Below are 20,130 nucleotides of genomic sequence, written 5' to 3' on the forward strand. Positions count from 1 at the left end.
TCAATATGCAGTTTTTTGTACCAAACCACTGCCCTAATTGTCATAGTGAAGGCAAAAAGATAAAATTTGAAAATCTTTTATGTAATCTCAAAGATATCTCCACACTCAATAGAAACAAAACCTACTATTTCTGTAAAAATCCAGCATGCGAGGTTATCTATTTTAGCGGTTTGGAAATTTTTACCAACAATGATCTTTTTCGTAAAACTGCCTATAAATCCAAAGATCCGGACGCTACGATTTGCTACTGCTTTGGATACAAAGTCAAAGATGCAGATCAAAAACATTTTGAAGAGTATTTGATCAAAAAATCACACTTTTGTGCATGTAGTATTCGCAATCCAAGCGGGAAGTGCTGTAAAAAACTATTTGAAACCTTGTTGGAGCTTCCATCATGATACGACGACACATTACAGAACAGACAGCCATATTTCTCTCCTTTTTAAAATGGATGATTCTCTCTACCGTAACGGGAATCATCATCGGTACTATCGTCACACTTTTTCTTAAAACAATCCATTTAGGCGAAGGACTACGTTCCCAACTCCCTTTTCCCTACTACTATACTCTGCCCTTCGTTCTTGTTTTTGTGGTATGGCTTATCAAAACATTTGCTCCCAGTGCCGAAGGACACGGAACGGAAAAAGTGATCGAGGCGGTTCACAAAAAACATGGCAAAATTGATCTCAAAGTGGTGCCTATTAAACTTATCGCTACCGTTTTGACACTGGTCTCTGGTGGTTCAGTAGGAAAAGAGGGGCCCGCAGGCCAAATCGGTGCTGCTTCTGCAAGTGGACTCAGCGATCTTTTGCGATTTAGCGACACCGATCGCAAAAAGATTGTTATTTGTGGGATTAGTGCCGGCTTTGCATCCGTTTTTGGCACCCCCATTGCCGGAGCTATTTTTGGAGTAGAAGTCCTTATCATAGGCGTTATCTTGTATGATGTGCTGCTACCCTCTTTCATCGCAGGTTTTGCAGCTTTTACCACCGCACAGTTTCTTGGCATCCAATATACCTATTTTGATTTCCATTACTATCAAAGTGTCTCGCTCGATATTCCGCTTATTTTAAAAGTGATTGGAGCCGGAATCTTTTTTGGACTTGTAAGCGATATTATCGTCACCTTCATGAATCTCATCCACAAAGGAATTGAAAAAATTCCTCTCAATCTTTATATAAAAGCATTTATTGCAGGTATCATAGTGGTGCTGATCGGCATACTTTTTGGGGACCAGTATCTGGGACTCGGCATGGATACGATCAAAGATACCCTCAATCCAGATCCCTATTTTGCCAAAGATCTTCCCTGGTATGCCTTTTTACTCAAAACAATTACCTCAGCACTCACTTTAGGAGGGGGCGGAAGCGGTGGTGTAATCACCCCGGTCTTTTATATAGGTGCAACCAGCGGACATGCTTTTGGAATGTGGTTTGATTATCAACATATCGCTTTATTTGCGGCACTCGGTTTTGTAAGTGTTTTAGCAGGAGCTACCAATACCCCCATTGCAGCTACTATCATGGCAGTAGAACTCTTTGGTCTTGAGATCGCCCACTATGCAGCGTTAAGTGCAGTGATCAGTTTCTTGCTTACAGGACATAGAAGTATCTTTCCTTCTCAAATCCTTGCAATGCGAAAGAGCGAAATGCTCGAGATCAAAATCGGCGAAGAGATTGAAAAGGCTGAAGTAGAACTGGAAAAGAAACAGTTTAGCAAATTTCAACGGATTCGAAGAAGAATTTTGAGAAAGAAAAAAGAGCGGGGACTCTAACGTCCCTGTACCTTTTCTATTTTTTCATGAAGTTTTTGTTTCATATGTATCATCTTCTTTTGTACCATTTCGGGATGCTCAAGAAACATATATCCTTTATACCCTGTATAGATACCGTACAAAACAACTAAAATACCTGCAATCTGTAAGGCAACATGGCGAAATTTCATCTGCTGCATGAGTGAAGAAAAATATCCAAGCAAAAAAAGTACTGGAATTGTAGCCAGTCCGAAAACGAGCATCACCACACCACCCCAAAACGGCGATGCAGTAGCTGCCGCAAAAGCGGCAAAGAAGTAGACAAACCCACATGGGATCAGCCCATTGAGCATTCCAAGAAAGTAAAAACTAGGTAATGTCTTGGAGGCTATGAGTTTGCGAAAAGCCAAGCGAAAAAAGCCGATGTTTGTTGTAGAGCACTCTACACTGCTTAAAAACCGAATCTGTCCCATCAAAGAAAGCCCCATCAGTACCATCAAAACACCTACGAGCAGAAACAAAATACCTTTACTAGTCATGCTAAAAGAAAATACTTTTCCAAAAAAACCAAAAATCATTCCAATGATCACATAAGCGGTAATCCGTCCAAGATTGTACAGCAGATGGGCCATTGCCTGGTGGGATCGGTTCCATTGGTTATCTACCTTTGCGGCACTGTACGCCATCACAAATCCTCCACACATCCCAATGCAGTGCCCGATACTTCCCAAAAATGCAACTAAAAAAAGTGTTCCAAGATCGATACTGTTCATATAAACCCTTTATCACGTATCATACAATATCTTTTTGAGTTTTAATTCAATCTCTTCTGGCTCCCAAAGAATCTGTTTTTTAATAGTTCGATTAGTAGCAAGTCGAAGGATTATCTCTAAAAAGTATGCTCCAAAAAAAGCCAGCAACACATACCATCCGACCAAAGGAAGCTTTTGTTGCGTATACGCCAATGCAAAACCGGCAGATGCAAATGTACCAATAGAGGCAAGGAGTACAAAAAACGGATTGGCTCCAGTCTTTTTGAGTTTCAAAAAATGTCCAGTATGTACAAAGCCTTGAATCAACAAAACCACTATAGCTGCAACTGTAGCAATCTCTTCAAGATGTAAAAAAAGAACCATTGGAACAATCAAAAGAGCCGAGACAATCAATCCTTCAGTCGATTTAAAGACATTATACTCATACACTTTAGGAAGTTCTCCCTTTTTTGCCAAGTCGTAACTGATCTGTGTCGCTGCATACAATGACGCATTGATGGCACTGGTCGCACTAATAAGAGCAACGGCTGCCATTATTTTAAATCCCAACTCACCAAATATAGGCTTTGCAGCTTCCGCCAAGGCGTAATCTTTTGCTTTGATCACTTTTGAGAGAGGGAGATTGCCTATAACAGCTACTGATGTTGCTACATACAAAACAACAACGATACCAATGGAAAGCAGCATCGCCTTTAACATCGTTTTATGAGGATTTTCCATATCTTCTACACTGTTTGTAATTACACTAAAGCCTTGATAGGCGAAAAAGACCAGTCCTAAAGCATACAGCATATCAAGCCAACCGTGGGCTTTGTCAGGAAGAAGTCTTTGCGGTTCGATATAAAAAAGAGCCGCAACTACAAACAGTGTAATGGCACTGAGTTTAAAAACGACAATATAATTCTCACTCTTTGCTACTATGGAAGCACCCAATAAATTAACAAAAGTAAAAAAGGCTAATATCCCGATAGCAAAAAGATTGACAGTAAAAGGAGTAATACCAGATGATGTATACGTAGCTGCATAAATACCAAAAGATTTTGTCACTGCCGCTAGTCCTATGAGCTGGGCAAGATAAAAAAGAACTCCCAATGCACCACTAAAAAAGCCTTCACCATATTCATGAACCAAATACTCTATCACGCCTCCACGGCTTGGATAGCGAAGAGCAAGCTTGGCCAGGGAATACCCTGACAAAAGAGCGATGAATCCACCAATCAAAAAGGTATAGATGACCATATTGCCAGCAATCGCTCCAGCCTCTCCTATGACAATAAAAATCCCAATACCTACCATAGAGCCAATTCCCAAAAAGGCTGCGCTCCAAAGTCCAAAAGCTTTTTTAGATTCCACAAAACCTCTTTAAATCTTCTTTAATCTCTTTAGAACTATACTATAGTGAAACAAAGGTGAAAAATGGATAAAAAAGCGTATAAAAAAGAGCTGTATCGGCTTCAAGTGGAACTTGTCAAATTTCAACGTACTGTCATCGAAAAAGATCTTAAAGTATGCACTATTTTTGAAGGACGCGACGCAGCGGGAAAAGATGGAACAATCAAACGATTTACCGAACACTTGAGTCCTCGTGACACAAGAGTGGTAGCTCTTCCCAAACCATCCGAGCTTGATAAAAAATACTGGTATTTCCAGCGTTATATCCACCATCTTCCCCGAGGAGGAGAGATGGTCTTTTTCAACAGAAGCTGGTATAACCGTGCAGGTGTTGAAAAAGTGATGGGATTTTGCACAAATGAAGAGTATGAAAAGTTTATGCAAGAGGTACCGAATTTCGAACACCTTCTGGTTCATGACGGTTTTATCTTTACAAAATATTGGCTTGATATCACAAAAGAGGAGCAAAAAAGACGGCTTGAAGAGCGAAAAAAAGATCCCCTAAAACAGTGGAAACTCAGTCCCATTGATCAAAAAGCCCAAGAGCTTTGGGATGCATACTCACTTGCTCGTGATGAGATGTTTGCTAGAACCCATTTTACCTATGCTCCGTGGTATATCGTTCGAGCAGATGACAAAAGAGTGGCTCGCATCAATGCGATAAAACACTTTTTAAGTAAAGTGGAGTATGAAGGCAAAGATGAATCTCTTTTACTCTACGATCCAAATATCGTGTGTGAATTTGACAAAGTCTGCTATGAAAAAGGGCTCATAGCACCATAACAAGGAGGAAACAATGGCTCAACTGGAAAAATATATGTTTTATTACATGGACACTATCAGCGAACGACAGTTTAAAGAGGCAATGGAATTAGCCCGTCAAATGCTTGAGATATGTGAAGATGAGAGTGCTCCTGTAATAGAGGGACTATTGAGTGCAGCAACTTGTTTAGAGGCTTTGAAAATGGGAGATTTCGATGAAGTAGAGGCACTGTGGAATGCCTATGAAGAGTCCAAAAAATTTTTGATGCCGCAAAACAGACACTATGCGCTTCTTTTAGAGACAACACTTATTTTGGAAAACACTAAAGAAGAGATAGAGAGGATCATATGATTATAGAATTTGATTCGTTGGAACTGAAGAATCGGTATAAAATTATGAGTAGATCGATCATTCCAAGACCCATCGCATGGATCGTCACAGAAGGCAAAACTCTCAATATCGCACCTTTTAGCTACTTTATGGCTTTGAGTTCCAACCCCGCTACCCTGATCGTCTCAATCGGACACAAAAAAGATGGCTCGCCAAAAGATACGCTTAAAAATATTTTAGAAACGAAAAAGTGTACCATTTGTAGCGTAGCACCCGAACATATCACAAAAATGCACCAAAGCAGTGAAATGTTGGCAGAAGAAGAGAGTGAAGCCGAAAAGTTTAATATTGCTACACAAAAGATTCTTGATGGATTTCCTCCTATCATCAAAGGGGCTCCAAGTGCCTTTTTTTGTCACTTCTACCAAAAAGTAGATCTTAAAGGAAGCAAAACTATTCCACTTATTTTGGAAATAGAATCTTACTATGTGGATGATCGATACGCGAATGAAAATTTCGATATAGAGTTTCAAACCGTTGCAAGAGTCGGAAAAGAGTATCGACTCTGTGAGAAGAGAATAGAACCATAAGCTACTTTTGTCCTTGTTTTTTTCTCTATTTTTGATATGATGGAAAAAAACAAGGAGCAAAACATGGTAGCGGACGCCTGGCTCTCTAAAGAGCTGAAAGATGGTAAAGTTCTCTGTCTTGCATGTGCTCATGCTTGTAAACTTGAACCCGGTGAATTTGGAAAATGTGGGGTTCGAGTCAACGAAAACGGCAAACTCAAGTCGACTGTCTATGGTCTTGCAGCTGCTGCACATATCGACCCGATTGAAAAAAAGCCGATGTTTCATTTTTTGCCAGGCTCGACTATTATGAGTATTGGAACTGTCGGGTGCAACTTTTGCTGTCAATTTTGCCAAAACTGGGAGATTAGCCAATATCCACAGACAAATGGCTACAAAGTTTTTGGTCAGGAGCTGATGCCGCAAGAGATTGTTAAGATTGCATTACAATATGGATGCAAATCGGTCGCCTACACCTACAATGAGCCAATCGTCTATTTCGAATACACCTATGATACGGCAAAACTTGCTCACGAAAAGGGACTGAAAAATGTCTATGTCACCAGTGGATTTGAGACAAGACGCGCAATTGACGAGTTGGCTCCCTATATTGATGGAATGAATATCGATATCAAATTTTTTAAAGATGAAAGCTATCAAAAAATCAGCTGTGCCAGACTCAAACCGGTGCTTGAAGCCATCAAATATGCCCATCAAAAGGGAATCTGGATAGAAACCACAACGCTTATCATCCCTGGCATAAACGACAGCGACCAAGAGCTAAGAGATATCGCAAAATTTATGGTAGATATCGACCCCAATATGCCTTGGCATGTGAGCCGTTTTCACCCAGACTACAAAATGCTCGATCGCCCAGTCACTCCATATGAAACCCTCAAACGTGCCTATGATATAGGCAAAGAGGAGGGATTAAACTACGTCTATATAGGTAACTATCCAGATGAGGATTTAGAATCCACCTACTGTCCAAAATGTGGATTGAAAGTGATCGAGCGAGCAGGCTATCTTGGAGAGCAGGTCAAAAACCATCTCATAGATGGAAAATGTCCAAAATGCGGTGAAACAATAGCGGGAGTTTGGAAATGAAAGTGCATGCGTGGTTGAGCAAAAAACTTCCTTCGGGGAAAATTTTATGTGAAGCATGCGCACAAGCCTGTAAACTGAGTGAGGGCGAGTATGGGATCTGCGGTGTTAGAAAAGTAGAAGATGGAGAGCTGAAGCTTTTAGTGTATGGCAAAGCAGCCGCAGTCAATGTGGATCCAGTTGAAAAAAAGCCGATGTTTCATTTTTTGCCCAATACAAAAGTATTCAGCTTTGGAACAGTTGGATGTAATCTCAGCTGCTCTTTTTGTCAAAATTTTGAGATCAGCCAATTTCCTCAGGAACATGAACATAAAATCTTTGGCCACGATCTCATGCCCCAGCAAGCGGTGGAGCTTGCCTTGCAGCATGGATGCAGCTCCATCGCTTATACCTACAACGAACCGATTGTCTGGTTTGAATATAGCTACGATACAGCAAAACTTGCCCATGAAAAGGGTTTAAAAAATATTTACGTTACCAGCGGGTATGAGACAAGAAAGGCACTAGATCAGTTGGCTGGTGTCATTGATGGAATGAATATCGATCTCAAAGCCTTCACAGATAGATTTTACAAAGAACTGTGTGGTGCTAGACTAAAACCTGTCCTTGAAGCGATAGAGTATGCTTATAAAAAAGATATCTGGATAGAAATCACGACGCTTTTCATTCCGGACCAAAATGACAGTGAAAAAGAGATGCGCCAAATTGCAAACTTTATCGCTTCGCTTGATACGGCAATTCCATGGCATGTAAGCGGATTTTATCCAACGTACAAGATGACCGATACCCATCCAACACCACCCGAAACGCTGCTAAAAGCCTACAAAATCGGCAAGGAGGAAGGACTCAAGTTTGTCTATGTAGGCAATTTCAACGCACCCGAATTTGAAACTACATACTGCCCATCATGTGGGTATGCAGTGATAGAGCGAAGCGGACATATCGGACAGCAGGTGCAAAACCATCTTGTAGATGGACGCTGTCCAAAATGCAATACATTTATCCCAGGAGTTTGGAAATAACTAGTATTGACTCAAAAGGGCTTTTATCTTTTGAATGTATCTGTTTGCCTTATGTACGTTTCCTGCAATCACCCTTCGGGGTGAAGCATGATAGAACCTTCTTGTCTTTTCATAATCTATATCCAAAACAGCACCTTTGAGCGTAAGCCCAGCAAAAATTCCCCGACTTTTAGAGTAAGAGTATATTTCGCTTTTGAATTTGATATCGGTGCTTGCCTCGCCGGCTCTTCCAACCGGACCGGCTGCCACCGAGGCATCGGCTCCGAGTGTAAATTTTCCGCTTACCAGTCTATCCACACTCTCATGTGTTTCAAAAACAAGCATCACATCGATACTCTCAAGCCCGATCTGCCAGCCAAAGCTTCCACCTGCAAGTTTAACAAAAACGGGATCACTCCAGGTTCGGCCATGTCTCACCATCAAGATCCCTTCCCCGTATCTTCCTCCTATGACAAATCCTCCACGGATAACACCAGGTATGATGGCTATGGCTTTTGCATTGGCTAAAAGCTTTTTGGGGATCTTTTTTTCTGGCATATGCAAAAACTCTTTCAACGCATAATAGCTATCTTGCAATATTGCATCCGGTGAAGCAGCAAATATAGAACCAACAAAAAGCAACATCAAAAATAGTTTTCTCATCTCTTCTCCTCTTGCAGTAATTTTGTATCAAAACAGAATCGGCTCCCCTTTTTATATGTACTTTCAATATGCAGTTTTGCGCCATGCAGATCGAGAATATATGATACTATATAAAGTCCCAGTCCCATGGAATTATCAAAACTGTGTTTGATGCGGTAAAACTTTTTGGTGATTTTTTCTAAATGCTCCTCCTGTATCCCGATACCTCTATCTTCAACGCAAAAAAGGCCATCTTTGCATATGATCTTTACATCCGATTCGGAATATTTCAAAGCATTATCCAAAAGGTTGAGAACAACTGTCTCTATCAACGCTTTATCCGCATAAATTGTGCATATTTCACAGTCAAAAACAAAGCTTCTGTTTTTATATTTTTGTTTCAAAAAGGCAGCAGACTCTTTAACCAGTTCACACAGATCGAATCTGCTTTTTTGCAACTCTATCGAACTGCTTTCAAATTTCATAGCCAAAGCGAGTCTATCTATCATATAGGTTATCTTTTCACTGGCTTGATAGATTTTTTGGATAAAACGCTGCTGCAAAGCCTGTGGCATATCCGGTTCATCCAACAAAGACTCGGCATATCCATGAATAATGGCCACCGGATTTTTGAATTCGTGGCTTACCGCGGATATAAGTTCATTACGCTGTTTGGAGATCTCTTTGATCTTTTGGGTAAATTTTTTCTTTTTTTCTTCTCTCTTTTTCAGTTTTTGAGCCAGTTTTTGCAAATGTTTTGTGATTGTTTCAAACTCTTGGGCAAATTTTGCTTTATAAAAAACATCATACTCTTTGTGCGAGAGTTTTTTCACATACTCTACAATTCCATCAATCTCCTGTTTCACTTTTTGGCTTAAAAGATAAGAAACTACCAAAGCAAAAAGTATAAGCCCCAAAAAAAGAAGTAAAAATCGTATCCACAATGCAAGAAAATGCTTTTTGATTTCATCGACAGGATAAGCTACACGTACAATCATATCTCCAAATCTGTGCGCAACATACAAAAGATTTTGATGAATGGTTGAGGAGTAGCGTTCACTCCAGCCCCATCCCTTTTTCAAAGCCTCTTGCACCTCAGGTCGTAATCTATGATTCTCCATTTCGCTTTTATCGTGTCTGCTTTCTGCCAATACTTTGCCATCAAGTCCGATAACGGTAATTCTGCTCTTTATTTTTTGATCAAGTTGGCGAACGAGATCATCTTTAACCCCTTTGGAAGCAAGGACCTCTTCTGTTAAAATGATCTCATTTTCCAATAGTTTTTTGAAATTATCCAGCTCGATATTTTTAATACCATAGTAGCTCACAAAAGAGAGCACGACAAAAAGAAGACTCAACAGCAGCAGTAGATGATTGAAAAAAATTTTATGCAGTCTTAACATAACTTATATCCGACACCCCGAACCGACACAATATAGCCGTGTTTCTTCTGCGGATCGATCTTTTCTTTGAGGCGCTTGATGGCGACATTGACACTGCGCTCTTGCTTGAAATCTTCCCAGACATGCTCCAAAAGATACTCACGACTCAAAACTTGTTTTGCATTTGTCACAAACTCCATCAAAAGGCGAAATTCAAGCTTTGTCAAATGAATAGGCTCCCCATCGATAAACACTTCGCTTGAAGATGGAATCAATGTAATATTTTTATACTCTACGCGATCTTGCAACTGGGGTTTAGAGCGGCGAAGAACCGCCTTTATTCGTAAAATCAGTTCATTCAAATTGAAAGGCTTCGTGATGTAATCATCGGCTCCACGGAAAAAACCCTCTTCAATATCTTTTTCCTGATCTTTGGCCGTCAAGAAAATCACGGGGATGTCATATCCCTCCTTGCGAAGGGAGTGAACAAACTCGCTCCCTTCCTCGGTAGGAAGATTTCGATCGACGATGAGAAGATCTGCTCCCTCTTCGTCCAGAAACTCGCGTACCTTTTTCGTGGACAAAAATCCCTCCACCTCAAAATCTTTGGAGAGTTTATACTCTAAAAGCTCCAACAGATCTCTCTCATCCTCGATAAGGACAATTTTTGGTTTCATTATCGAACTTCTATATCGATATATCCTTTCCCGTCACTCGCCCAATTTTGTACGATTTTTTTATCCTCTTTGGAAAGTTTCGCTTCAGGATGGAGCCAAAGATATTGAGGAAGCGGCATTGCAAGAACCACACTTCTGTAAATCTGCTTTTTAAGCTCTTTTTTCTTTTGCTTGCTGTAACTATTCCAGACACTGAAATTGAGCGCTTTTCTTCCTTCAACTACATCTCTTCGCACCATCCAACTCATTGGAGCCACATCCGCATACCATGGCCAGTTTGTTTTGTTGGAATGGCAGTCATAGCAGCTTCTTTTAAAGATTGCCATCACTTTTTTTGGAGCTTTGATTTCCAATTTTGGATCGGTTGGTAAATTCTTTTTCTCATAGGTTGGAATAAACTGTAGAAGAGCTACGATAACAGCCAACACGCCCAAATACATCAAAAAACTTCTCATTCCCCCTCCTCTTTTTTGAGGCAATTGTATCACATCAAGGTAAATTTCTTATATCGATAAACTCGCCACTTGGATACTCCAAGAGTCTTTTAAAATTGTCACTCAAAAGAACAGCTGCCTCTTCGGGACTCATTTTAGGCGATTCGGCCAGTCTTTTAACGACAGGGAATTTCTCTTGATCTCCATACTGCAAAATATGCTCCATCATCGGTGTATCAATGAGACCGGGAGCCAAAGCAGTCAAATGCGTATTTGGCATCTCAGCTGCATAGAGTTTGATGAGCATATTGAGCGTGGCTTTGCTCAATGCATAGACGTTCCATCCTCTTGCTCCGCTAACACTCGCTCCACTACTGATTGCAACAACCTGCTTGACAGTGTAGCGTTTCAATATATCCAGTATCACTTTGTTGGCCCATACATTAAGATCCATGACCGCCAAAATCTCATGTAAAGATGTATCACTCATATCCTTGAGCTCACCGACAATACCTGCATTTAAAATGGCAAGATCAAGCTCTACTCCATCCAAAAGCTTCACTAGTGCCAACTCAATCTTCTCATGAGCATGAAGATTTAACGATACAAAGTGCAGATTGGAAAAGTTTCGTAGGCTTCTTGGAAGTGTTCTGCTCAGTGCATACACCTCTTCACCAGCTTCCAAGTAGAGCTTCGCCAACGCCTCTCCAAGGCCACTTCCTATCCCTGTGATAAAAATCTTCATCAAAGCTCCTTAGTTGGAAGTATTTTTATAACAACATCTTTACAGCAACGTATGTTTTTTAACTTTTGCATTATATAGAAAGTTCAAAATGTATGCTGATAAGCATTTTAGTCAAAGTTTAAATAGATATGATCAAATGTTTTTCACAAAGATTATATTATAATAATGTTTTAATAATAACTTTATAAAGAGGAAATATGAGAAAGACATTTTTTATTATATGTATTTTTCTTTTTTTCAATGGATGTTCCCATAAACCTCAACAATCTATCCGTATCGGTTTAGTAGACTGGATTGGCTACGCACCTTTATATATTGCAGATGCAAAGGGGTGGCTGCCCAAAAATATAGAGATAGAAGATTATCCAGCCAATTATGATGTTATCGAGGCAATGCAAATCGGTACAATAGAAATGGGTGCTTTAACGTTAGATGAGATGCTTCTGCATTATCAAAAACTTCCGGACTACAAAGCTGTATGGTTCATCGACTACTCTAATGGAGCTGATAGCCTTATGAGTGCTCCTTCTATCAAAACATTAAGCGATTTGAAAAACAAAAGAGTTGCATTCGAACCCAAAAGTGTTCAAGCGTATCTATTAGATCGCACTTTACAAAAGGGGGGACTAGCAAGAGAGGATATACATTTAAAACCCATGAAATCTGACTCTACAGTAACTGCATGGAAAAAAAAAGAGATCGATGCAGCAGCTACGTTCGAACCGACAAAAAGCGAACTTATCAGGCTTGGTATGCATACACTTTTTGATAGCAGCCAAATCCCGTATGAAATTATCGATCTTCTTATCGTAAAAAAAGCGTTTATCGGTGATCCATCTTTACAAAAGCTTATTAATGCGTACAATAAGGCTCTTTCAATGATTCAAAAAGAACCTGAGCAAAGTTTTGCTATTATTGGTAAATACCTCCATATGTCGTCTAAAGAGGTCAAAAAAGCTTTACAAGAAGTACAACTTCTTGGTTGTAAAGAAAATAAAACCATTATCAAAGAAAAACTCTCCCACAACTTTTCACAAGTTGCAACGATTTTAAAAAAACGGGGTGTTTTAGCTACAATTCCCCATATTGAAGAGATTTTTTCATTTGAATTGATTAAAAACTGTAAGGTTTTTTAATGAAAACATGGCTTCAATCGCTTTTTATCTATCCACTTATTGCTTTTTTACTTCTTTTTGGCTCTTTATTTGCAATCTATACAATGACCATACATAACATTAAACACAATCTCGTACAGCAAGAGATCCAACACGCAAAAGAGGATATATTTTTGCTTAAAAGCATGATCGATGAATACTCCTTTCAAAAGAAACCTGAGCTCATACAGCGAGAAATTGTTCGCTTTGCTACAAAAAAGTATGTTCATAAAGTATTTCTCATAGACCTAAACCATACGATTCATTACACGAATAGAGCAAAATATAGAGATGAAAAACTTGATCATGTTCTGAATTCCAAAGAAAAAATTTCCCTAGCAAAAATAATGCATACTAAACATTTTAATATACAATTCAACAAAGAGCTTTTTCTCAATGTAATTCAACCTTTGGAGTTTTTCTTCAATCCGGTAACAAAAAAGCTCGAAAAGGGCTATCTCGTTATTGAATACGATTTTTCCTCTCTTATAGAGCAACAAATCTATATGGCACAAAAAACTTTTCTCCTGCTTTTTCTTGCCATTACTTTTCTTTTCCTTCTCTTTTCTCTATTTGTATATAAATTTTTGCTAAAAAACTATTATGAATTAGGAAAACTTCTTTTTCATACTGATCTATATACCACTATCCCTATCAATAAGTTTATTCAAACCCTAAAAGAATCGATTGAGAAAATAGCCATAATGGAAAAAGTTTTCCAAAACAGCGAGGATGCAATCTTAATCACCGATGGTCAAAAAAGAATCATTACTGTTAATCCTGCTTTTGAAAAAATAAGCGGCTATAAAAAAGAGGAAGTTTTAGGGAAAAAACCGGAAGAAATTTTAAAATCTGGTTTGCAAAATGAAGCTTTTTATGAGCATTTATGGAGAAATTTAACAAAAAGAGGAAAGTGGTCTGGAGAAATTATCGATAAACGCAAAAATGGAAACAAACTTTACGCCTTAATTCATATCTTCTCTATCAAAGATCCAATCACCGGTACAATTACCAATTACGCAGCTGTTATCAAAGATATTACTGAGTTAGCCAAAAAACAAGAGATTATTCAAAATCTTGCCTTTTACGACCCTCTAACAAATCTTGCCAATAGGGCAAAATTTTTACATACATTAGAAGAGTTTATAGCACTTGGAAAAAGAAAAGAGTTTCATTTTGCTATTCTTTTTATTGATTTGGATAATTTTAAAGAAATTAATGATACTTTAGGGCATGATATAGGGGATAAACTCTTACAAGAATTTGCTAAACGCATCAAAAATGAATTACGCGAAGAAGATATTGCAGCAAGACAAGGTGGAGATGAGTTTGTAATTTTGCTTCCCAATGTCTCTTCTGGTGAAGCTGCGTTAGAGGTCGCCTGTCGATTAAAAAACAGTTTTGAAGAGCCTGTTGCCATCAGTAGTCACTCTCTTACTATTAGTTTTAGCATTGGTATCGCTCTTTTTCCTCAAGATGCCAAAAATGCAATTGAACTTTTAAAAGCGGCTGATATTGCCATGTATAAGGCAAAAGAGAAGAGAAATAACTGCATTTTATTTCAAGAGAAGATGCAAAGTGAGGCTCTTGAGAAACTGATACTCAAAAAAGAGCTTCAACAAGCAATAGCTAATAATGAACTTATTCTTTATCTACAACCAAAAATATCCAAACAAACTCATCAAGTAAAGGGTTTTGAAGCTTTGATTCGCTGGATTCATCCTAAAAAAGGTTTTATCCCACCCTTTAAGTTTATTCCTTTGGCAGAAGAGAGTACATTGATAATTCCTCTTACAGAGTGGATCTTTCAAGAAGTAAACAGTATACTTGATAAATTCCAACAAGAAAATATCCAAGCCTCAATTGCCATCAATATCTCAGCACGACATTTTGCAACTAAACAACTCATAAAGCAAATTACTACAAATATAAAAAAAGAGTATATTCAAAGAGGGCTTATTGAGCTTGAAGTTACAGAGAGTGCAGTCATGGAGGATATCAACAAAGCAATGCATTATCTTCAAGAACTCCACTCTTTTGGTATCAAAGTCTCACTTGATGATTTTGGAACCGGATACTCGTCACTGCAATATCTCAAAAAACTGCCAATCGATACTATCAAAATCGATAAAATTTTTATTGATCACATTATAGACGACAATAAAGATCAAGCAATAGTAGAAAGCACTATTGAGATGGCAGACAAACTTGGAATGGATACCGTTGCCGAAGGGGTAGAAACAAAAGAGCAAGCCCAATTTTTAGAGCAAATTGGAATCGATTATATTCAAGGCTATTACTATGCTAAACCAATGCCTTTTGAAGAGGTGCTTCAATTTTTAAAAAAATAGCTCACTTGAAAAACTTTAACCGCTTTTTCATTTGCAGATAGAGATCTTGTATTACTTTTTGATAAGAGATTTCACCTTGTTCTATTTGATCCATCAAAGCCTCAAGCTCTTTTGTATAATGTTCATTGACAAATGTATACACTTCAGGATTTTTCCTGAGCTCTTCATACACTTCTTGTCCCAATTTGGTTGGATATAAAATACCTTGCCGCTGAACAATATAATGACGCTCTTGAAGTTTTTGAATCGTTATAGCATAGGTAGACGGTCTTCCTATTCCTCGCTCTTTCATCAGTCGAATAACATCGGCATAGCCGTATCTTGGAACTTTGGATCTGGTTAAAAGCTCTTTTTGTACAGCGTACCTGCCCTCTTGCAATTGGTGTAACTGCACAGGAAGGATCAAGTCGATACCGTGTTCAACTATGTCATCATAAAAACGGATCGTGGTTTTTTGGTCAAATGCCTCTACTTGAGCCGCAATCTCCTCTACTTTTGCACTTTTCATCTGTGAAGCGATAAAGGTACGAAAAATAAGATCGTATAGCTTCACGTGCTCTTGGGTCAAAGAGCTGTTTTGCAGCTGTAAAAACTGCTCAAGTTCCTGTGCGTCCATAGCCTTTGTAGGCCTGATCGCCTCATGAGCACCTCCGGCTTTACTATGACTTCTTGGCACAAAATAGTTTTCGCCAAAATGGGTTTGGATATACTCTTTTGCTATAGCGATACCCACACTGCTAATTCTCGTTGAATCGGTTCTGTGATAGGTGATAAATCCAGATTCAAACAGATCTTGTGCCAGCTGCATCGTCTTTTGTGGAGAAAAATGCAGCTCTTTTGAAGCTGCATAGAGCATCGCATCGGTAGTAAAAGGTGTTTTGAAAAGCTCTTTTGTTTCTTTTTGAATAAACCGAATTTCAACTTCATGAAGTTTTTCATAAAACTCTTTTGCTGTTTGTTTCTCATCAAAAACAAACTCTGCCACTACATCATCAACAAAAGTCTGCACAACAAAAATCTTCTCTTTTGCTTCATTGTCTCTCAGTACAATCCATTCAAGCACGGCACTCTGTACCCGTCCGGCACTGAGCCAGCTCTTTTGAAATCTCTTTTGCAGCATCTGTGAGAGACTAAAGCCTATCCAACGATCGGCAATTCGACGAACCAACTGGGCTTTGACCAGATCTTCATCAAACTCCCTCGGATGACTCAGAGCCTCATCAAAAGCCCTTTTGGTCACTTCATGAAATTCGGCTCTTTGAACTTTTTTGTTGTAAGGCTTCACCAAAAGCTGCAAGTCGTAGCTGATTTTCTCTCCTTCCACATCCGGATCGGTAGCGATAAAAAGATCTTGTACCTCAACTCCCAATCTTCGCAAAGCCCCGATAATATCTTTTTTGTCTTCATCTATCGGCTCAAAAAGAGGGATAAAACGTTCCTCATGCAAAATGCCATATATCCCTTCTTGCTTTGTTAGATCCACAACATGCCCTTTGGATGCAGCGATAGAGAGGATTTTCCCCTCTTTTGCTACTTCGTAAACTCGAACACCACCAAGGTCTCGCACCATAGGCTTTCCATAAAAGTTTGCAATAGTTCTTGCTTTATTTGGGGATTCTACGATGACTAAAGAGGTTGTAAAAAACTCCTTCTGTTCATGTAGTTCTCCCTGCATCGCTAAAGCAATTTTTTGTCGATCTTCATCAATGATTTGTAAAATCGCTTTTAGATCCACATCTTTTGCATCTTTAAAAACAATCTCCTCATTAAACCATCGCACCTTTTTTTGCAAACTTACAAAGGCTTTTTGATTATCGACTAAAAGATAGCTAAGCCCCTTTGAAAGTCCTCCTACATAGAGCCTGCTTGTTCTACCACTTGCTTGGATATAACCTGTGACATCAGCGGTGACAAGTTTAAAATGATCATCTTCTTTCACAATGGCCACATCGGGAGTTTTATTGATTTTTTCGATCTGCTTATCATCTAAAAGATTTGTTATCTCATGGTATATCGTTTCAACTTTTGCCTTTGCCTTTTGGCTTAGTTTCTCATAAGGGATACGCAACACCCTTTTTAAATAATTGAGATACTGTATAAATTGTTCAAAATTTGGATGGTTTTTGAAAAATTGTAATAGCGATACCAAAAAAAAGTATAAAGAGGTATGTTTTGTAATATCTAACGTAAACTCCAGTTTTGGCACACCCACAAACAACGCATACCGAATGACATCTGGCATGTCGATTCCACGGGCTAATGGATTTCGATAGCTGGCAAATCCAACTAAAACCTGGGCATCTCCTTTTCTAAAAGCCTCTTCATCAAACTCCTCATAACTTTGCGCTTTGATCCCTTTTTGCTCCAAAAAGGCCAAAAACTCCTGTAGCCGCTCTTTTGTCTCATTTCCTGGCAAAAAAAGAAGCCCGCCTGTGCCAAGCTCGTTGACAAGCTCTACACTTCGCTGCCAAAGATCCTTTGGCTCTTCATACACATCCTCTACATTTCTCACCGTAATGGATGGTCGGCTCACCTCAAATCCCAAAAGCTCCCGAAAGAGCCCTACTCGCCTGCTTCTTGGATTTGCCGTTGCACTAGAGACTATGAGTTTTGCTTTTGCATGAGAGCGAATAAAACGCATCTTTGCTTGCCACTGCTCAAACTCTTCGTAAGTGAGACTACCTTTTATTTTTAAATCGATAAAGCACATCGCCTCATCGATATCTTCTTGACTAAAACCCAAAAGAAGCATCACCTTATCGATATGTCTGGCACTCTTTAAGATACTGTCCACATCATCGATAAACACAAAACCAAACGCTTTTGGGATGGATTCAAAATTTTTGTAAAAAAAAGCGGTTGTGGTTACTAATATCTGAAACTCACCCGCACGAATTTTTGCTTTTGTTTCATCTTTTTTCTTTTTAGAAAATGAAGAGTCATAAAAAAGAGGCTCAACCCCAAGTTGCCTTAACCTTTCCACTGCCTGATTTACCAGAAGCTGTGTCGGGAAAAGGAGATAACTTTTTTGGTCTAAAAATGCAGCAAGCGATAATCCAAATGTTGTTTTTCCAACACCTGTAGGTGCAAGTAGAGCAAAAGAGTGTCCAAGGAAAAATCGTTTTGCCCAGCTTTTTTGGATTTGACGAAGACTAAATCCATTTTTTTCTTTGAAAAACGTTTCAAACAAAGCACTTCTTTGCTCTACTGCACAAATGGCTAAAAAATCGCCCTCTTGCAGTATATCGCACGGATCACCCTCTTTTTGCATACAGCGCTTGCACATCAATCCTTTGCCAAGGCGCTCGCTACAAATATCACCCCCACAGTTGGGGCAAAGCCCCTTGTAGACAAGTTCTATCACGCTTGACCTTGACTTTGCAAATACTCTTTTATGGCATGAAGCATTTCAGCAGGCGTTTTGATAGGATAAGCAATATTTTTTGCCACTTCACTTCCATCAATACCTTTGATCTGAACACCGGCAAGCCTGTTTTCAAGTTCTTTGCTATCTACAACAGGGTAACTGATACCTTTGCTTTTTTTAAGCACAAGATAGGCCCATGGACTTTCACAACTTGCCGCTTTGAGTGATTCAGCCGCCACTGCGTGACAAAAATCAAGCATCGTTTGTGAATCTTGCCCCTCTTTGACTAGCTTGTAGGCTAACTTTGCCACACCACCGGCTGTATGAACTTTGAGCTCTTTTTTCTCCTCTTCACTGAGTTCTTCAAGATGCTCGATTTTATACATCGCTTGATCCGGATCAGCTCTTAAGATATTTCTCACTGTATTTCTTGTAAGACCCACATACTCCGCAATCTCATCTTCAGGTTTGAGATACTCCTCCCGTAAAACAATAGCAAATGCCGCACGAGCCAGACTCGGTAGCCATGTGAGTGTACGAAATTCTGCTAATTTTTTTAGACCGCCCAAAAGATCGATGGCTTTGAAAAAGACACGCTCAACCAATCTATCCAACTCTTTCTCATCAATATTAAATCCACTCGCTGTCAAAATAATCATTGTTCTCCTCCTTTATTGTAGTGACTCATTCAATCAAAATCGAGCCTATTTAGTTCCTTTCTTATTCTCCCAATGGTCCTAAAATTCTAACAAGTCCTGTTTCAGTGATCTCCATAAAATGCGTTTTCGTATCATGTCCGCTCATTCGACATCCGTCAATTCGAAACAGGCGCACAAGATCACCCAATTTTGCCTTATACATCCTAGCGGCATATTGGCTGGCAATCAGCTCCTTTGCCACTACCATCGTTCCATCAACGATATGGCCAACTGCATATCCACCTGCCGCTTCACTGCTCAGCTCTTCATGACCACTTCTTTTTTGCGAGATCAAAATGGCTGTTTGGTACCACTTTTTCAAGAAGTTATAGACTCGTCTGACAATTGCTCGTGCCATCATCTCTTTATTTTCAAAAAGACCTGTTACGGAGTCAATCACCGTATAGTTGATTTTAAACTCTTTGATGGCATAGGCAAGGGTTGCCAAAAGATCAGGGATATTTTCTCTCAGTTTCGAATGACTTGCCGCATCGATCAAAATGATATTGTCTTCAAAATCCTCAAACTTATATCCCATGGCAAGGGCTCTGTATTTGATAGAAGAGATCACGAAATTTGCAGGGGTCTCCACTGTAATGAAAGCAACTTTCTCTCCCTTCCTAGCCTGCTCTACAGCAAACTGCTCCACCATTAAACTTTTTCCCGTATCATTTACGCCTGTTAGATTAAAAACACTATATTTTGGAATACCTCCAAGTGGAACCTGCTTCAATTTTCCTTTTTCTTCTTTGAGGGTGAAAAAAAGATCATCCAACCCTTCAATTCCTGTTGGCACTCCTGTAATTTCCGGAGCTTTTTGCAGCGCTTCGGAGCCTTTGAAAATACTCTCTTTAACAACTTCTGGTTCATGATAGTAGCTTGGGTAGCTATTTGTTTCGGCCATAGCGACCTCCTTGGGTTTTAGACAATTATAACGAAAAGCAGTTCAAAGAAATGCAACCAAACTTGCACTATAATATCTTAAAAAAATTAAA

General features: G+C 39.2%; 19 protein-coding genes. 9 read left to right on the plus strand and 10 right to left on the minus strand.

What is annotated here, in order from left to right:
• Nucleotides 1-5 precede the first annotated feature (5 nt).
• Together JG735_RS08960 and JG735_RS08965 are read left to right on the plus strand one after the other, a co-directional pair.
• Nucleotides 6-398: a hypothetical protein gene (locus JG735_RS08960; protein ID WP_201334728.1), complete on the plus strand. Its 393-nt coding sequence runs from the start codon at nt 6-8 to the stop codon at nt 396-398.
• On the plus strand, nt 395-1,774 hold the full coding sequence (locus JG735_RS08965; protein ID WP_201334729.1) for a chloride channel protein: 1,380 nt from the start codon (nt 395-397) through the stop codon (nt 1,772-1,774). Before JG735_RS08960 ends, JG735_RS08965 begins: the two co-directional genes overlap by 4 nt.
• On the opposite strand, the gene JG735_RS08970 is transcribed toward JG735_RS08965, so the two are convergent.
• Together JG735_RS08970 and JG735_RS08975 are read right to left on the minus strand one after the other, a co-directional pair.
• The gene (locus JG735_RS08970) at nt 1,771-2,526 is read right to left on the minus strand and encodes a sulfite exporter TauE/SafE family protein (RefSeq protein WP_201334730.1); all 756 of its coding nucleotides are present in this window, start codon (nt 2,524-2,526) and stop codon (nt 1,771-1,773) included. The two genes, JG735_RS08965 and JG735_RS08970, sit on opposite strands and share 4 nt — an antisense overlap.
• A gap of 12 nt (nt 2,527-2,538) precedes the next feature.
• Nucleotides 2,539-3,879, minus strand: coding sequence for an APC family permease (locus JG735_RS08975; RefSeq protein ID WP_201334731.1), 1,341 nt, complete (start codon nt 3,877-3,879; stop codon nt 2,539-2,541).
• 63 nt (nt 3,880-3,942) lie between these two features.
• Here JG735_RS08975 and ppk2 point away from each other — a divergent pair, with 63 nt between their 5' ends.
• The 5 genes from ppk2 to amrS (JG735_RS09000) all read left to right on the plus strand — a co-directional run bounded on the left by ppk2 (nt 3,943) and on the right by amrS (JG735_RS09000) (nt 7,706).
• Nucleotides 3,943-4,701: a polyphosphate kinase 2 gene (gene ppk2 / locus JG735_RS08980; RefSeq protein WP_201334732.1), complete on the plus strand. Its 759-nt coding sequence runs from the start codon at nt 3,943-3,945 to the stop codon at nt 4,699-4,701.
• Nucleotides 4,702-4,714: 13 nt separating this feature from the next.
• Entirely contained in the window at nt 4,715-5,032 is a 318-nt protein-coding gene (locus tag JG735_RS08985; protein ID WP_201334733.1) for a hypothetical protein, read from the plus strand.
• Complete coding sequence (locus tag JG735_RS08990; protein WP_201334734.1) at nt 5,029-5,601, plus strand: flavin reductase family protein; 573 nt, start codon at nt 5,029-5,031, stop codon at nt 5,599-5,601. The genes JG735_RS08985 and JG735_RS08990 overlap by 4 nt, the downstream gene beginning before the upstream one ends.
• A 63-nt stretch (nt 5,602-5,664) precedes the next feature.
• Entirely contained in the window at nt 5,665-6,687 is a 1,023-nt protein-coding gene (amrS, locus tag JG735_RS08995) for an AmmeMemoRadiSam system radical SAM enzyme (protein WP_201334735.1), read from the plus strand.
• Nucleotides 6,684-7,706 carry an AmmeMemoRadiSam system radical SAM enzyme gene (gene amrS, locus JG735_RS09000; protein WP_201334736.1) on the plus strand — a complete coding sequence of 341 codons (1,023 nt, stop codon included), beginning with the start codon at nt 6,684-6,686 and terminating at the stop codon, nt 7,704-7,706. The genes amrS (JG735_RS08995) and amrS (JG735_RS09000) overlap by 4 nt, the downstream gene beginning before the upstream one ends.
• Here the strand turns inward: amrS (JG735_RS09000) and JG735_RS09005 are convergent, their stop codons facing one another.
• The 5 genes from JG735_RS09005 to JG735_RS09025 are packed head-to-tail and all read right to left on the minus strand — an operon-like array spanning nt 7,707 to nt 11,565.
• Nucleotides 7,707-8,348 carry a lipid-binding SYLF domain-containing protein gene (locus JG735_RS09005; RefSeq protein WP_201334737.1) on the minus strand — a complete coding sequence of 214 codons (642 nt, stop codon included), beginning with the start codon at nt 8,346-8,348 and terminating at the stop codon, nt 7,707-7,709.
• Entirely contained in the window at nt 8,345-9,730 is a 1,386-nt protein-coding gene (locus JG735_RS09010; protein WP_201334738.1) for an ATP-binding protein, read from the minus strand. Before JG735_RS09010 ends, JG735_RS09005 begins: the two co-directional genes overlap by 4 nt.
• Entirely contained in the window at nt 9,724-10,386 is a 663-nt protein-coding gene (locus tag JG735_RS09015; RefSeq protein WP_201334739.1) for a response regulator transcription factor, read from the minus strand. Before JG735_RS09015 ends, JG735_RS09010 begins: the two co-directional genes overlap by 7 nt.
• Nucleotides 10,386-10,841, minus strand: a complete 456-nt coding sequence (locus tag JG735_RS09020; RefSeq protein WP_201334740.1) for a heme-binding domain-containing protein — start codon at nt 10,839-10,841, stop codon at nt 10,386-10,388. Before JG735_RS09020 ends, JG735_RS09015 begins: the two co-directional genes overlap by 1 nt.
• A 34-nt stretch (nt 10,842-10,875) precedes the next feature.
• On the minus strand, nt 10,876-11,565 hold the full coding sequence (locus tag JG735_RS09025) for an SDR family NAD(P)-dependent oxidoreductase (RefSeq protein WP_201334741.1): 690 nt from the start codon (nt 11,563-11,565) through the stop codon (nt 10,876-10,878).
• Between the two features lie 197 nt (nt 11,566-11,762).
• Here JG735_RS09025 and JG735_RS09030 point away from each other — a divergent pair, with 197 nt between their 5' ends.
• Together JG735_RS09030 and JG735_RS09035 are read left to right on the plus strand one after the other, a co-directional pair.
• On the plus strand, nt 11,763-12,701 hold the full coding sequence (locus JG735_RS09030; RefSeq protein WP_201334742.1) for an ABC transporter substrate-binding protein: 939 nt from the start codon (nt 11,763-11,765) through the stop codon (nt 12,699-12,701).
• Complete coding sequence (locus tag JG735_RS09035; RefSeq protein WP_201334743.1) at nt 12,701-15,070, plus strand: bifunctional diguanylate cyclase/phosphodiesterase; 2,370 nt, start codon at nt 12,701-12,703, stop codon at nt 15,068-15,070. The genes JG735_RS09030 and JG735_RS09035 overlap by 1 nt, the downstream gene beginning before the upstream one ends.
• A 1-nt stretch (nt 15,071) precedes the next feature.
• On the opposite strand, the gene rgy is transcribed toward JG735_RS09035, so the two are convergent.
• The 3 genes from rgy to JG735_RS09050 all read right to left on the minus strand — a co-directional run bounded on the left by rgy (nt 15,072) and on the right by JG735_RS09050 (nt 20,039).
• The gene (gene rgy / locus JG735_RS09040; RefSeq protein ID WP_201334744.1) at nt 15,072-18,434 is read right to left on the minus strand and encodes a reverse gyrase; all 3,363 of its coding nucleotides are present in this window, start codon (nt 18,432-18,434) and stop codon (nt 15,072-15,074) included.
• Nucleotides 18,431-19,096: a bacterio-opsin activator gene (locus tag JG735_RS09045; RefSeq protein ID WP_201334745.1), complete on the minus strand. Its 666-nt coding sequence runs from the start codon at nt 19,094-19,096 to the stop codon at nt 18,431-18,433. Before JG735_RS09045 ends, rgy begins: the two co-directional genes overlap by 4 nt.
• 61 nt (nt 19,097-19,157) lie before the next feature.
• Nucleotides 19,158-20,039: a KaiC domain-containing protein gene (locus tag JG735_RS09050; protein ID WP_201334746.1), complete on the minus strand. Its 882-nt coding sequence runs from the start codon at nt 20,037-20,039 to the stop codon at nt 19,158-19,160.
• Between the last annotated feature and the right edge of the window lie 91 nt (nt 20,040-20,130).

It is taken from the genome of Nitratiruptor sp. YY08-10 (genome assembly GCF_016629565.1).
Lineage (GTDB): Bacteria > Campylobacterota > Campylobacteria > Campylobacterales > Nitratiruptoraceae > Nitratiruptor.